Here is a 14,229-nt window from a genome sequence, read left to right as displayed (position 1 = left end):
CTATACTTGATAAAGAACTTTTTATAACCATGAGGAGGGTACTTCCATGAAATTAATTTTAATTCTTGGTGTTTGTGTAGCATTTTTAACTGCAATCTTCACTGGTGGATATGAAGACAAACAAGGCACTTCTGAAAAGTAATCCATCGTATAAAAAAGGACAACCTACTTACAGGCTGTCCTTTTTTTATTTTAATCCAGGGAAATTTTGTTGGCGCATTGCTTCATAGATTAAAATAGCTGCAGTATTTGAAAGATTTAATGAGCGTATATTATCACTTTGTGGAATACGCAAGCAACGATCTTGGTTTCCTTCTATTAACTCCATCGGAATTCCTGTCGTTTCCTTTCCAAAAATAAAGAAAATCTCTTCATCTTGGTTACTAAAATTAAAATCTGAATAGGCTTTATCACCATATGTTTCAATATAATAAAATGATCCACCATCATTCTTTTCAAAAAATTCATCTGCTGAATCATAATACGTAATATTTACGCTATGCCAATAATCTAATCCAGCTCTTTTCAACATTTTGTCGTCCGTTGAAAACCCTAATGGTCGAATTAAATGTAAGCTTGTATTTGTACCTGCGCAAGTTCTGGCGATATTACCAGTGTTGGCAGGGATTTCTGGTTGATATAAAACGATATGCAAAGACAACTTTGACACTTCCTTTATTTTTGTGCTAAAAAGGCTAATCCTTTTTCTATTTCTATTATAACCTCAGGATCCTGTTCTTTTTGTAATGCTACTTGTAAAATTTCTTTTGCATCTACTACACCCATTTTACCAATAGCCCATGCAGCTGTTCCTCGAATTACTGGACGTTCGTCATTCTGTAAAACCTCAATCAGTTTTGGCAGGGCTGACTCTTCTTTGAAATGAGCGAGGGCAATAATAGCATTACGCTGAATTGGCTTCTTCCCTCTCCAAGAACCAGAAATATAGCCGAATTTCGCTTTGAAATCCTTATTTGAAATAGTCAATAACGGTTCCAGTAGAGGTTTCGCAATTTCAGGATCTGGCTTAAAGGAATCGTGTAGCCAATTTAGTTTACCTTTGTTTTTTGGACAAACCGTTTGGCAAGTATCACAGCCATAAATTCGATTACCGATTTTTGTACGAAACTCGTCAGGTAAAAACCCTTTTGTTTGCGTCAAAAATGCTACACAGCGGTTCGAGTTCAATTGACCTGCTTGTACTATGGCACCTGTTGGGCATACATCAATACACAGCGTACAATCCCCACATTGGTCAGTGATTGGTTCATCTGGAGCGAATGGGATATTCGTAATCATTTCTCCTAGATAAACGTAAGAACCGAATTCTGGAGTTATGATTGAGCAGTTTTTTGCACTCCATCCAATGCCAGCTCGTTCGGCTACAGCACGATCAGATAACTCTCCCGTATCAACCATTGAACGCATTTTAGCGTGCGGAACTTTTTCCTGTAGAAATGCTTCAAGTAACGCTAATTTTTCGCGAAGCACTGTATGATAATCCATTCCCCATGATGCTCGGCAGAAAATACCTCTGCGCTCACCTCGCTTACCTTTAGGTGCATTTTTCATTCGTGATGGATAAGCAATTGCGATAGCAATAATACTCTGTGCCTCTTCTAGTAAAAGGGTTGGTTCAGTACGTTTTTCAATATCAGATTCTTCAAAGCCCGATTGAAAATTGAGCTCCTGCTGGCGACGTAACAAGTTCTTTAACTCAATAAATGGTGCAGCGGATGTAAAACCAATTTTATCTATGCCAATGGTTTTTGCGTACTCAATCAGCTCTTCTTGCAAGACGTTGACAATCACTTGGTTCTACTCCTTTCTATATGTTACACTTGTGAAAATACAAGATATAGGTGATGTTCATGATAAAAGTTGCATTAGATTCTACTTTACTTAACAAAGTACCAGACTTTAAAATCGGCATTATCCATTATACCAAAATTGTTGTGTCTGAATCTCCTCAAATGATTAAAGGACGTACACAGTTATATCAAGAAAACTTATTTCTAGAATTACAGGTCAGCCCTGTAACTGAGCGTGCTGGCATTTCTGAATGGCGTAAGCTTTGGAAATCGCTTGGTGCTGATCCAAATCGCTACCGTCACTCCGCTGAAAGTTTGATGCGTCGTATTGCCAAGCAGAACTATATAGCGCCATTTCACTCAGCGGTAGATTTAAATAATTTCTTTTCATTACAATACGAAATGCCAGTTGGAATATATGATATTGAAAATTTAGATGGTAATGTGACCGTATCTCTTGGTGATGAGGAAACGGGCTATGAAGGATTAAATGGCCGCTTTAATTCGTTACATAATATTATTGTTACGTCAGATGCAAAAGGACCTTTTGGTAGCCCCTTTGTTGATTCGAAACGGACAGCTGTGACAGAGAACACGACCAAAGCACTTCAAGTGTTCTATTTACGTCCATCTTTGTCTATTGAAAATAGCAATGCATTATTAGCGGCTGCAGGCAAAATGTTCTCACAAGTGCATGGTGGCGACTTCACAACGGGTCTATTATTCAATACTCAACAATCACTTGAAATTTAAGGAGGTTCTATAGTGGGTACTATTACATTAGCAGAAGCAGTAAAACTGAAAAGCATATTAACGAAAAAAGTACATGAGCTATCCTCTGAATTACAACGTGTAGCTTTTGTTCAAGTGGAAAAAGGTGAAGAACCAAAACCTTCTAAGCGTTTACTTACAGAAGTAGATACTGAACTTGAAGATGTTCGCAAAGATATTCGCTTACTAGATAAATTAGTATACCGTGCGAATATTGATCATACTCTTCCATTTAAAGGTGAAGATTATACAATTGTTGAAGCAATAGAATTTGCAACACAACTTCGTGCTAGAGCAGCTACCTATAAAGAGTTTGCTCAATCAGAAAAAGAAGAAATTCAATATGGCTATTCTGACGGTACAACTGTTTACCGTGTTGCCTTATTTGACCCTGAGGAATACCGTTTGAAGGCAGTAGAACTTGAGAAGGACGCGCATAAGTTATCTAATTTAATTAATGCAAAAAACTATACAATCGAAATCGATTTTGATGATAGCAAGTATTTCTAACCTTGAGGCAGTGAGACTCTTCCTCGAGGCGTAACTGGCATGATCACCTCATTCATTAGTTGAATTCAAACCGATGACCGATGACCATTTAACATATTAACCGTGACCAATGACCAACCAATGCAAAGGCCCACAAATTATTAGTTAAGTATCACCCGATCTGCCGTTACGAAAAAACGCGCTTCTCCTTCGTGGAGAGCGCGTTTTTTATATGTTATTTAGTGGGCAATCTTCTCTAATTGCTCCATCGCAAGCACTTCTTCATCATATAAATGGCAAGCTACATAATGCCCTTCACTTTTTTCTAACCATTTTGGTTGTAGTTGTGAACAAACTGCTTTTGCCATTGGACAGCGGGTATGGAAAACACAGCCTGTTGGTGGATTGATAGGGCTTGGCAATTCCCCTTCAAGAATAATACGTTCCCTTTTCTCCTCTATATCCGGATCAGGTATAGGGATAGCTGATAATAAAGCTTGTGTGTATGGATGTAGAGGTTCATTGTACAATTGTTTACTTGTCGTCAATTCTACCATTTGCCCTAAATACATAACGCCAATTCGTTTTGAAATATATTTTACCATCGATAAATCATGTGCAATAAATAAATACGTCAAACCTTTTTCCTTTTGGAGCTTCTGCAATAGTTTTACTACTGAGGCTTGGACAGATACGTCCAAAGCTGAAATCGGTTCATCGGCAATTATAAACTGAGGTTCAAGTGCTAATGCCCTGGCAATTCCGATTCTTTGACGTTGACCACCTGAGAATTCATGAGGATAACGATTGGCATGATCACGATTCAGACCAACATCCTCTAGTAACTCATATACTCTCTCTTTTAGTTCTTCTTTCGATTTATTTAAATGATGAATTTCTATTGGTTCTGCAATTATTTCAAAGACAGTAGAACGCGGATTTAATGATGCATATGGATCTTGGAAAATCATTTGCATCTTTTTCAAGAAGTTGTTGCGCTCCTTCTCTGTCATTGAATGGACATCTTGATCTTCGAATAAGACTTTCCCATCTGTACGATTATACAGCCCTAAAATTGTTCTTCCTGCTGTAGATTTGCCACACCCAGACTCGCCAACTAACCCAAATGTCTCACCTTCCATCACGTCAAAGCTTATACCATTTACCGCCTTTAATGTGGTACCTTTGCCTAAATCAAAATGTTTTTTCAAATTTTGCACCGATAAAATCACTTTTTCTGTCATGTTGTTTTCACTCCCGGTCCATAGCGTCTAACAGCACAGATTTCTTCCTCGAATATTGTGCCTGCAAGTTTTAATAGTTCAACCGATTTACCGGTTTGTGGAGAATGAAGCATTTGTCCTTCACCGTAGTAAAAACCAACATGCCTCACCGGCTTGGTACCCTTTTCATCTGCAAAGAATAATAAATCTCCAACTCGCCATTCCTCTTCATTGTCCTTTGATATAGCCATACCATATGTAGCTTGGTCACCTGCATCCCTCGGAATTCGTAGACCGCAAGCTTTTGCCATATTATAAGTAAAGCCAGAGCAATCATATCCATACGATGACATACCACTCCAAATATACGGTAAGTCCAAATAGTAAAGACCAAACTGTACAGCCTTATTCATCGACTGTACAATGTCTCCTGTATATTTTACTGCACTCGATTTTAATACTTTTCCTCTTCCTATTGGTGTATCAACGATAAAATATTGTGCTTTCTCGTCTAATACAGGCAATATTGTATTAAAAGTTAAGACAATTTGTGGTGTACCATCTTCAGACCATAATTGTGTTTTGTCCACATTCACAATAATACTTTCCGTTGAATCCAAAAGTTTTTGTTTAGATAATTGCGCCAAAGGTACCCAACCTGGATAGCCTCTTTCATCCTTATGAGTAGGTTGTAAGATGGCAATCACTTTTGCCCATTCTCCTTGAATTTCCTCTACTATTACAGGTTCTCCAAACAATAGCTGCGTTTGAACTCTATTACTGTCACATAAGTCTAAACGTTCTTTATAAGGAAGCGCTTCTAACCATTTAACCAGATGTACGGGGTTTGTAATAGCTGGTTGATCAATATCTCGAGCTGATTCTGGTTTCGTCCAAATAGATGCTACTGCAACTGAGCAATGCCAAATATTATGTAATGTGGTCATTTAGTCCCCCCTGTATATACTTCTTCAATGCCTAATCCACTACGTTCTGAGAAGCTAATATTTCTTTCTTTATATGTTACGCCGCCCTTGATTGTTTCAAATTTCAACATTAGAGGGGCATCAAAATCGTAATATTGTATATTTGGTTGACTAGCAGCAAAATGTGCTGCGGCGGTAATACCAATTTTGGTTTCTATCATACTCCCTGTCATACATTGCACCCCATAGCTTTCAGCTAATGCATTGATTTTCAGGGCTTGATAAATCCCTCCTGCTTTCATCAATTTAATATTAATTAAATCTGCTGCACGCATTTCTAAAATAGTTTTTGCATCATGAACTGAAAAGACACTTTCATCAGCCATAATCGGTGTTAATGTATGATCCGTTACAAATTTTAACCCATGCACATCATGTGCTATTACGGGTTGTTCAATCAATTCTATATCTAGACCTAAGTCTTCCATTTTAGAAATGGCGTACACAGCTTCCTTTGCATTCCAACCTTGATTGGCATCTAGTCGAAGTTTCGTTGTATAGCCAATTTCATCTCGAATTGCTTTTATCCTAGCAATATCATCAGTTATTTCACCGATACCCACTTTTACTTTCAATACTTGAAATCCATTAGCGATATATTTTGCTGCATCAGCTGACATTTCCTCCGGAGCATTTACGCTTACTGTATAATCGGTTTCTATCTCCTTTTTATTTCCACCCAAGAATTGATATAGGGGTAGATCTGATCGTTGTGCAATTAGATCATACAATGCCATATCAATTGCCGCCTTAGCACTTGTATTTCCAACCAAAGCAGTATGAAGCTTTTTAAAAACCTGCTCATAAAATCGGAGATCCTGCCCGTTTAATAATGGTGCAAACACCTCTTCAATTGCATATTGAATACTAGCTAAAGTTTCACCTGTGATGACAAATGTTGGTGGTGCCTCTCCCCAACCTACCCGCCCATCTTCTACTGTTACACGTACATAAATGGATTCTGCGACCGTTACTGTGCGTAACGCAGTTTTAAATGGTTTTTTTAATGGTACCGCAACTTGAAATACATCAATAGCTTGGATAATCATGACGTGTCACCCCTTCACTTATTGGACCCCTGGTAAAATGGTCAGTGTTTTATCATTCGCATTCAAAATAGCTTCTGCGCCTAGTGGTATTGCAAAATGAGGTTCACAATGCCCAATTTTAAAGCCCTTTACTACTGGTACATTTAAAGCGCCTAAATAGTGATTTAACACTTCCTCCAGATTCAATGAGACTTTTCTCTTTTTCGGCTCAGTATTGCTAAAATCACCTACAATAATGCCTGCTGCATCTTGCAATTTACCTGCTTGTCGTAATTGATTTAGCATACAATCTATTCTATAAGGTTCTTCATCTACATCCTCAATTAATAGAAGTTTTCCTTTCGTATCGACTTCAAATTCTGTTCCAAGTCCGTTTGATAAAAGACTTAAGTTACCACCTGTAATTTCTCCTTTTGCCACTCCTGCAACCATTGTCTCTAATGGTGAGTAATCCTCTGTATACTGTAACTCCATTGGTTGGAAAAGTTGTTTGAACATTTGACCTGACTTTTCTTGGAATGTATGTCTTCCAACATCCGAAGCTAGCATTGGGCCATGAAAGGTAATGAAATTAGAGTACTTTCCTATCGCTGTATGTAGAAATGTAATATCCGAATAACCCCAGAGGATTTTAGGATTATTTGCAAGGAGCTGAAAGTCTATTTTATCCGTATAACGTGCTGAGCCGTAACCACCACCTGCACAAATGATGCCAGCAATTGTAGGGTCCGCGAACATAGCATGTAGATCATTTAGTCTCTCTTCATCAGTACCTGCTAAATAACCATGAGTATTCTCTACGGATGGACCAAATTTATAATGCAACCCAAGCCCTTCAAGAAATGTGAGTGAATGTTGTAAACTTTCCAGGTTTGGTGGACTTGATGGCGCTATAATTCCGATCGTGTCACCCTTTTGAAGTCTCATAGGTCTATTTTTCATCATCATTTCCTCCCTTTCTAAAATAAATCAAGGAACGTAATATATACACTCCCTCACTTATTCAAGAAAGTGCAGTGCCTATAATAGGCACCGCTACTCTTTAGTTTTTGTCTGCCCATTTCAGTTCCGTATATCCAACTGGATGGCGAACAATACCTGATACATTAGATTTCTCTAATGACACTTGATTATAGAAATATAATGGTACAATTGGCGCTTCGTCGATTAACACACGCTCTGCTTCTTGTAGAGTTTCCCATCGTTTTGTTGCATCTGTTTCTTGTTTAGCAGATTTAATCAAGCTATCAAATTTTTTGTTTGACCATGCTGTACGGTTCATAGGGGAATCTGTAATAAAACTTTCAATTGCATTGATTGGATCTGCATAGTCATATAAGAATGATGAACGAGATGTTTGATGCTTCAGCTCTTTTTGTTCAGCTAAGAATACACTAGCTTCTACGTTTTGTAGTTTTGCATCTACACCTAGTGCATCTTTAATTTGACTTTGTAAAGCTACCGCAATATTTTGATGTTCTGGGCTTGTTGAATACGTTAATGTCACTTTTGGAAGCTTAGACCAGCCTTCTTCTTTCATACCTTCTTGTAATAATTTCTTTGCCTCTTCTTTATCTAAAGAGACTAGGTCTCCAACTGATTCTCGGAATTCTTTACCGTCTGGACCTGTGAAGCCATATGTTACAAAACCATGCGCTGCTTTCTCACCATTTTTCGTTACATATTGCACGATATTTTCTTGGTCTACTGCCTTAGCAAAAGCTTGGCGAATTTTTTTGTTAGTAAATGGCTTTTTCTCTACATTAAATCGGTAGAAGTATATGCCTGCTTGGTCTTCTACATGTAACTCTTTATCGTTTTTTAACTGTTCTGCTAGCTCAGCAGGTACACTCGATACATCTAGCTCATCTGATTTGTACATTTGATATTCAGTATTCGTATCATTCACCATTGCCCAATCAACTTTATCAAGCTTTACAGTGTCTTTATCCCAATAATGATCATTCTTTTTAAATACAAATTTCACATCATGCTCCCATTCTGATAAATTGAATGGTCCATTACCGACAAATGAATCTGCTTCTGCAAACCATTTTGGATTTTCCTTTGCAACTTTCTCATTTACCGGGAAGAAACTTGGATTAGTAATTATGCTCAAGAACGCATCAGTTGGTGCATTCAGCTTCACTTCAAATGTCTTATCATCAGTCGCTTTAATAGCTACTTCCTCCGCTTTACCCTTTCCAGTGTTATAAGCTTCAGCGCCATCAATTGGATAAGCTAAGAATGCGGCTGGTGAAGCTGTTTCTGGATCAAGCATATGTAGCCATCCAAAAACAAAATCTCCCGCTGTTACTGCATCGCCATTTGACCATTTTGCTCCATCTCGGATTGTAAAAGTATAAGTTAATCCATCATCAGAAACAGCAATCTTTTCAGCTGTCGCTTCTACAGGTTGATCTTTGTCATTAAAGCGAACTAAACCTTCCATCAAGTTATTTAATGCATTCCAAGATACTGCATTAAAACCGACAGACGGATCGAAAGAAGTTGGTTCACTACCGTTATTTAAGTAAAGTACTTTTTCCTTGGCATCTCCCCCACCCTCAGTGGATGACGGTTCTTTGCCTGCTTCTTTATTTGCCGTACAAGCTGATAAAACAATTGCAAATACTGCTACGAATAAAACTGTTAACCACTTTTTCATAAATAATCCCCCTTTAACTCTTTTGTGAAATATATTAAGCACAATGTGCCCCTCACCATTTTCAGTTAAATAATCCTTTTGCACGTTCATCTTGTAACCAACAATCTACCTTATGCTTCTCAGATAGCGATGTTGCCACTGGATATACATGATTACATACTTCCATCGCATATGGACATCTCGCTGTAAAAGCACAGCCTGCTGGTGGTGCAAATAAATCAGGTGGTGTTCCTTCAATCGGCTCTAATTCTTCCTCTACTAAATCTAGTCTAGGAACTGAATTTAATAATCCTTTTGTATAAGGGTGTGTAGGTTCATAAAATATTTCTCGCTTCGTACCTATTTCAATAATCTTGCCTGCGTACATAACTGCAATCCGATCGGCTATTTTAGCAACCACACCCAAGTCATGTGTTATTAAGATAATGGAGACGCCTGTTTTCTTTTGAATCTCTTCAAACAGTTCCAAAATTTGTGCTTGAATGGTTACATCTAAAGCTGTTGTTGGTTCATCCGCTATTAATAAGGTAGGTTCACAAATTAATGCGATTGCTATAACAATTCTCTGCCTCATACCACCAGAAAACTGATGGGGGTACTGATTTAATCGTTCACTAGGGTTTGATATTCCTACAAGTAAGAGCATTTCAATAGCCTTAGTTTTAGCTTCCGCCTTACTTATCTTATGATGCGTACGTAGCCCTTCAGTCAATTGTTCTCCAATTGTCATCGTTGGATTTAATGCGGTCATTGGATCTTGAAAAATCATAGACACATCTAGCCCTTGGATTTTACGAAGATCAGATTTTTTAAAAGAAGTTAAATCTTTTCCTTTAAAGATTACTTTGCCGTTTGTAATTTTCCCGGGGGGTTGTGGAATTAATCCCATAATCGCATTTGATGTAACGCTTTTACCACAACCAGATTCTCCTACAATGGCAAGTGTCTCACCTTTATGCAAATCAAATGTGACACCCCTTACAGCCTGAACTACGCCGCCAAATGTAGTAAAAGTCACTTGTAAATCTTCCACTTGTAAGATTTTTTCTTTCAATCTCTCTTTTCCCTCGAATGTTGGCTGCCCCATAGAATTGTTGTGCAGCGCTTGTTCACGTACCATGCCACTCACCCCCTTAATTTTGGATCAAGTGCATCTTGTAGCCCATCACCAAGAACATTAAATGCAAACATTGTTAATGAAATAAATAGTGCTGGGAAAAATAATCTCCACCAATGTCCCGACAAAATAACAGGCAATGCATCGTTTGCCATTACACCCCAGCTAGCAAATGGCGCACTAATGCCTAAGCCTAAAAAACTTAGAAATGCTTCTGCAAAAATTGCACTCGGCACTGTCAGTGTCATCTGTACAATAATTGGTCCCATAGTGTTTGGTAACAGATTTTTTCGTATGATGCGTGAAGTCTTAGCCCCAAAAGACTTAGAAGCTGTTACAAATTCATAATTCTTTAATTGCAACACTTGACCACGTACAATACGTGCCATTCCTACCCATCCTGTAATTGTTAAGGCAACAATAATTGTCGTTAAGCTAGATCCCATTACGACCATTAACAAAATAACTACAAGTAAATGTGGAAGACCATATAAAACTTCAATGATACGCATCATAATTAAATCCACTTTGCCGCCCTTGTAACCACTAATACCTCCATAAATAATACCTATAAAAAAATCTATAAGTGCTGCCATCAAACCTACAAACAAAGAAATTCGTGCGCCGTACCATGTTCTTGTAAACACATCTCGCCCTGCTTCATCCGTTCCAAACCAATGCGTCATAGAAGGCGCTTTATTTTGACTAGGGTAATCAGTTGCTGTAACTAAATACGGAGAAAATATCGGAACAAATATCGCCATAATGGCAAGAAATATTAAAAAAAACATCCCTAACATTGCTAGCTTATTCTTTTTTAGCTTACGCCAAGCATCTGCCCAATACGATAATGACGGCCTTACAACCATTTCAGCGTTTTCCAAGTTCTTCGCTTTAGGCTTAAACCACTCGTCTTTTATTTCAATGTCTTTTACATTGGTCATGATGATTCACCTTCTTTTTTGTGCAATTTAATACGCGGATCTAATATGCCATATACAATATCGACTAGGAATAACATGAATACTAAAAATGCACTATAAAAAACAGTTGAGCCCATAATTACGGGATAGTCACGATTATTAATACTTTCAACGAAGTATTTTCCCATACCTGGAATTGCGAAAATACGTTCAATAACGAAGGTACCTGTTAATATTCCTGCTAGCATCGTCCCCATAATTGTCACGACAGGCATCATGGCATTTCGTAGTGCATGCCGGATAATAATTCTAGACGGTTTCAAACCTTTTGCTCTCGCCATCTTTATATAATCCTGTGTTAGTACCTCTAACATGCTAGAGCGAGTAAGCCTTGCAATAATCGCCATAGGTCCTGTTGCTAATGCTAAAGTAGGCAATATCATATGAAGCGGGCTTTGCCAAGTTGCCGCGGGTAACCACTTCAGTTCACCTGCAAAAATTTGAATAAGTAAAGTTGCTAAAATAAAGTTTGGAATAGAAATACCTATAACCGCAAAAGTCATCGCAAGATAATCAATTATTCCGTTATGCCGGAGTGCTGCTAAAGTGCCTAACGTTACCCCTGATATAACCGCTACTAGTATCGTTATGATTCCTAGCTCAAATGAAATAGGGAATCCCCTGGCCAATAAGCTATTAACTGAGTCATTTGGTTTCTTAATCGAAGGACCAAAATCAAAGGTAACAATAGCCTTTAAATAGTTCGCATATTGCACCGGCAATGGCTGATCTAGCTTATAGTATTTTTCTAGATTTTCTTGAATTGTAGGATTTGAAGTACGATCATCATCAAATGGTGACCCTGGAATTGCATGCATTAAAAAAAACGTCAATGTCGCAATAAGCAACACTGTTAAAATCATCATGAAGAAGCGCTTTATTATATATTGAATCATTCAAACCCACCTCCTCCTTGTCAGCAATAACGTGTTTGGTATGCCAACTCTGCCATTACTAGCATTGCTCTATATGCCTCTAGAATATCTTTTGCCTTAAACTCCACCATTGTTGTTCCTTCAATAATCCTCGTTCCTGGCATTAACGCTGCCCATTCGGCCTGTCCATAATTTGTAAATTCAATGCGTAATGTTGGTGTAGCTGGTGGTACAAGTGGTTTAATTGAATCTTTTTTCGCAATCGCTTCAGCCGTTTTTTCAGCTAACAATGCTCGTGCTTTTTTAGGATGTAATGTCTTCACAGCCGATCTTGAAATTGATTCTTTTACTGCTGCAGTTACAACACCAGGAATAAGTGCCTCAATCTCACGACAAGCACAATCATCACCAGCTAGAAAAATAACTGGCACTCCAAAATAACCAGCCACATATGAATTAAAGCCAATTTCACCAATTTCCACATCATCAATGAAAATTGTTCGAATACTAAATGTCATTGAATGGCTCATTACTCCAGGTTGTCCTGCTCTCGCATGATATCCTGCAAACATTACACCATCAAATGTTTTATCTACGTTTTGAACCATTGAGAGCGGCTTTAAATCTCCCGTGATCAAATCTGCATCCTCATGCAATTCCTCAACTAACAAATTATTCATTTTGGAATGGCTATCGTTTACTAGCACTTCTTTCGCTCCACTTTTAAAAGCAGCACCAATTATTGCATTGGCCTCATCTGTCATAATTTTTCTAGAGTGTTCATAATTATTTTCTGATTGAGATACAAATGTGTAATCCGGTAAACCCGTAATCCCTTCCATGTCTACTGATAAAAAATACTTCACTCTATCACCCCTATCATTTTTATAATATTCTGATAATATTATAAAAATACATTAACAGATTTTTACTTTAATATCAATTATTTAAAAAATAATGTATTTACTTTTGCATTCAATCATTAACTGGATATACTAATAGAAACAAATAAAAAAACTCACCTCTATGAGAGATGAGTTATATTGTAAATGTTTTTTGTGTAAATCGAATTTTATTAACAAGAAGTTATTGTATTATAAGGTAACGATTAAAGAATTATGCCTAAGAGCATTGAATTTCCAACTATTATTTAAGCTGTGAAATTATTTAATTGTAAGGTATCACTGAACACCCGGTAAAATAGCTAAATGCTTACGATCTGCATCTAAAATAGCATCCACACCTAATGGAATTGCTACATTTGGTTCACAATGTCCAATTTTGAAGCCTTTCACAACTGGTTTACCTAACTTGCCAAAATAATGAGTAAATACTTCATCTATTGTGAGTGAATCTACGTATTCTTTAGGCTCTGCGTTCGTAAACTCTCCGATAATAACACCTGCTACTTCATCTAACTTGCGTGAAAGCTTTAACTGATTGAGAAGACCATCAATTTGAGCCGGCTCTAAACCAATATCTTCAATAAGCAATATTTTTCCTTTAGTATCGATTTCATACTTAGTACCAATACTGCTGACAATTAGTGTTAGATTTCCTCCTGTTAGTTCCCCTCTTACAGCCCCACCAGATACTGTTGTAAGCATAGAGATATCTTCTTCATAGTGAATCTCAGCAGGTTCAAACAACTGCTTAAACATATGCTTAGAACGTTCTGCTACATCTTCTCGCCCCATACTTGATAAAGTTGGACCATGGAAAGTTACAATATCAGAATACAAACCAAAAGCGGTATGTAAATACGTAATATCTGAAAATCCCCAGAAGATTTTAGGATTCTCCTCTAATAATTGATAATCAATGCGTTCTGCAATACGTGCAGCACCATACCCACCACTAGCACAGAGAATAGCAGCAATATTAGGATCTTCAATCATTTCGTGTAAATCAGATAAACGCTCCTCATCAGTTCCTGCCAAATAACCATTCTGCAGTTGTACAGACTTTCCAATAACATATTTCAGGCCAAGCTCCTCTAAAAAAGCGAATGACTTTGTTAACTTCTCAAAATTTGGTGGACTAGCAGGTGCAATAATCCCAACCGTATCTCCAACCTGCAATCTCTTTGGACGTATTTTCATTTCTTAAAACTCCTAATAATATATTCTGTTTCTTATCTCTACTTTATCAAACTCTATATATGAAAAGCGAATAAAGAAGCATTCCTTGATTTACTTATTCACGAAGTATTATAAGTCTGCTGGAAGTACACTTTAATTAAGTTACAATATAATAC

General features: G+C 37.5%; 14 protein-coding genes. 2 read left to right on the top strand and 12 right to left on the bottom strand.

Translation table 11 applies throughout. The features are described from left to right. Positions 1–187: 187 nt before the first annotated feature. Entirely contained in the window at positions 188–661 is a 474-nt protein-coding gene (gene trmL, locus MHH98_RS03175) for a tRNA (uridine(34)/cytosine(34)/5-carboxymethylaminomethyluridine(34)-2'-O)-methyltransferase TrmL (RefSeq protein ID WP_038189061.1), read from the bottom strand. 14 nt (positions 662–675) lie between these two features. Continuing rightward, a complete protein-coding gene (queG, locus tag MHH98_RS03170; RefSeq protein ID WP_038189063.1) occupies positions 676–1,812 on the bottom strand; it encodes a tRNA epoxyqueuosine(34) reductase QueG in 1,137 nt (378 codons plus the stop codon). Positions 1,813–1,874: 62 nt separating this feature from the next. Here queG and MHH98_RS03165 point away from each other — a divergent pair, with 62 nt between their 5' ends. Both MHH98_RS03165 and MHH98_RS03160 read left to right on the top strand, forming a co-directional pair. Then, complete coding sequence (locus MHH98_RS03165; protein ID WP_038189174.1) at positions 1,875–2,564, top strand: B3/B4 domain-containing protein; 690 nt, start codon at positions 1,875–1,877, stop codon at positions 2,562–2,564. A gap of 12 nt (positions 2,565–2,576) precedes the next feature. Next, complete coding sequence (locus MHH98_RS03160; protein WP_038189064.1) at positions 2,577–3,092, top strand: DIP1984 family protein; 516 nt, start codon at positions 2,577–2,579, stop codon at positions 3,090–3,092. Between the two features lie 218 nt (positions 3,093–3,310). Here the strand turns inward: MHH98_RS03160 and MHH98_RS03155 are convergent, their stop codons facing one another. The 10 genes from MHH98_RS03155 to MHH98_RS03110 all read right to left on the bottom strand — a co-directional run bounded on the left by MHH98_RS03155 (position 3,311) and on the right by MHH98_RS03110 (position 14,074). Beyond that, complete coding sequence (locus MHH98_RS03155) at positions 3,311–4,315, bottom strand: ABC transporter ATP-binding protein (RefSeq protein ID WP_076065679.1); 1,005 nt, start codon at positions 4,313–4,315, stop codon at positions 3,311–3,313. Beyond that, positions 4,312–5,241, bottom strand: a complete 930-nt coding sequence (locus tag MHH98_RS03150; protein ID WP_076065678.1) for a C40 family peptidase — start codon at positions 5,239–5,241, stop codon at positions 4,312–4,314. Before MHH98_RS03150 ends, MHH98_RS03155 begins: the two co-directional genes overlap by 4 nt. After that, positions 5,238–6,329, bottom strand: coding sequence for a dipeptide epimerase (locus MHH98_RS03145; RefSeq protein ID WP_038189070.1), 1,092 nt, complete (start codon positions 6,327–6,329; stop codon positions 5,238–5,240). The genes MHH98_RS03150 and MHH98_RS03145 overlap by 4 nt, the downstream gene beginning before the upstream one ends. A gap of 18 nt (positions 6,330–6,347) precedes the next feature. Next, entirely contained in the window at positions 6,348–7,271 is a 924-nt protein-coding gene (locus MHH98_RS03140) for a S66 peptidase family protein (protein WP_076034445.1), read from the bottom strand. Positions 7,272–7,371: 100 nt separating this feature from the next. After that, a complete protein-coding gene (locus tag MHH98_RS03135) occupies positions 7,372–8,997 on the bottom strand; it encodes a peptide ABC transporter substrate-binding protein (protein ID WP_038189075.1) in 1,626 nt (541 codons plus the stop codon). 61 nt (positions 8,998–9,058) lie between these two features. Beyond that, on the bottom strand, positions 9,059–10,084 hold the full coding sequence (locus tag MHH98_RS03130) for an ABC transporter ATP-binding protein (protein ID WP_051448817.1): 1,026 nt from the start codon (positions 10,082–10,084) through the stop codon (positions 9,059–9,061). Between the two features lie 38 nt (positions 10,085–10,122). Continuing rightward, complete coding sequence (locus MHH98_RS03125) at positions 10,123–11,058, bottom strand: ABC transporter permease (protein WP_038189078.1); 936 nt, start codon at positions 11,056–11,058, stop codon at positions 10,123–10,125. Beyond that, positions 11,055–11,993, bottom strand: coding sequence for an ABC transporter permease (locus MHH98_RS03120; RefSeq protein ID WP_038189081.1), 939 nt, complete (start codon positions 11,991–11,993; stop codon positions 11,055–11,057). Before MHH98_RS03120 ends, MHH98_RS03125 begins: the two co-directional genes overlap by 4 nt. A 20-nt stretch (positions 11,994–12,013) precedes the next feature. Then, on the bottom strand, positions 12,014–12,838 hold the full coding sequence (locus MHH98_RS03115) for a M55 family metallopeptidase (RefSeq protein ID WP_038189085.1): 825 nt from the start codon (positions 12,836–12,838) through the stop codon (positions 12,014–12,016). Between the two features lie 315 nt (positions 12,839–13,153). Continuing rightward, on the bottom strand, positions 13,154–14,074 hold the full coding sequence (locus MHH98_RS03110) for a S66 peptidase family protein (RefSeq protein ID WP_038189088.1): 921 nt from the start codon (positions 14,072–14,074) through the stop codon (positions 13,154–13,156). Positions 14,075–14,229 lie beyond the last annotated feature (155 nt).

The organism is Viridibacillus sp. FSL H8-0110 (assembly GCF_038003565.1).
Lineage (GTDB): Bacteria > Bacillota > Bacilli > Bacillales_A > Planococcaceae > Viridibacillus > Viridibacillus arenosi.
The sequence above is the reverse complement of the archived record's forward strand: the minus strand, read 5'-3'. Positions and strand labels throughout refer to the sequence as shown.

What these genes read in the sequence shown, in the direction of transcription:
- MHH98_RS03110 (WP_038189088.1), bottom strand. Translation starts at nt 14,074, where the DNA reads ATGAAAATACGTCCAAAGAGATTGCAGGTTGGAGATACGGTTGGGATT.
- MHH98_RS03140 (WP_076034445.1), bottom strand. Translation starts at nt 7,271, where the DNA reads ATGAAAAATAGACCTATGAGACTTCAAAAGGGTGACACGATCGGAATT.
- MHH98_RS03150 (WP_076065678.1), bottom strand. Translation starts at nt 5,241, where the DNA reads ATGACCACATTACATAATATTTGGCATTGCTCAGTTGCAGTAGCATCT.
- MHH98_RS03155 (WP_076065679.1), bottom strand. Translation starts at nt 4,315, where the DNA reads ATGACAGAAAAAGTGATTTTATCGGTGCAAAATTTGAAAAAACATTTT.
- MHH98_RS03135 (WP_038189075.1), bottom strand. Translation starts at nt 8,997, where the DNA reads ATGAAAAAGTGGTTAACAGTTTTATTCGTAGCAGTATTTGCAATTGTT.
- MHH98_RS03120 (WP_038189081.1), bottom strand. Translation starts at nt 11,993, where the DNA reads ATGATTCAATATATAATAAAGCGCTTCTTCATGATGATTTTAACAGTG.
- MHH98_RS03145 (WP_038189070.1), bottom strand. Translation starts at nt 6,329, where the DNA reads ATGATTATCCAAGCTATTGATGTATTTCAAGTTGCGGTACCATTAAAA.
- MHH98_RS03130 (WP_051448817.1), bottom strand. Translation starts at nt 10,084, where the DNA reads ATGGGGCAGCCAACATTCGAGGGAAAAGAGAGATTGAAAGAAAAAATC.
- MHH98_RS03125 (WP_038189078.1), bottom strand. Translation starts at nt 11,058, where the DNA reads ATGACCAATGTAAAAGACATTGAAATAAAAGACGAGTGGTTTAAGCCT.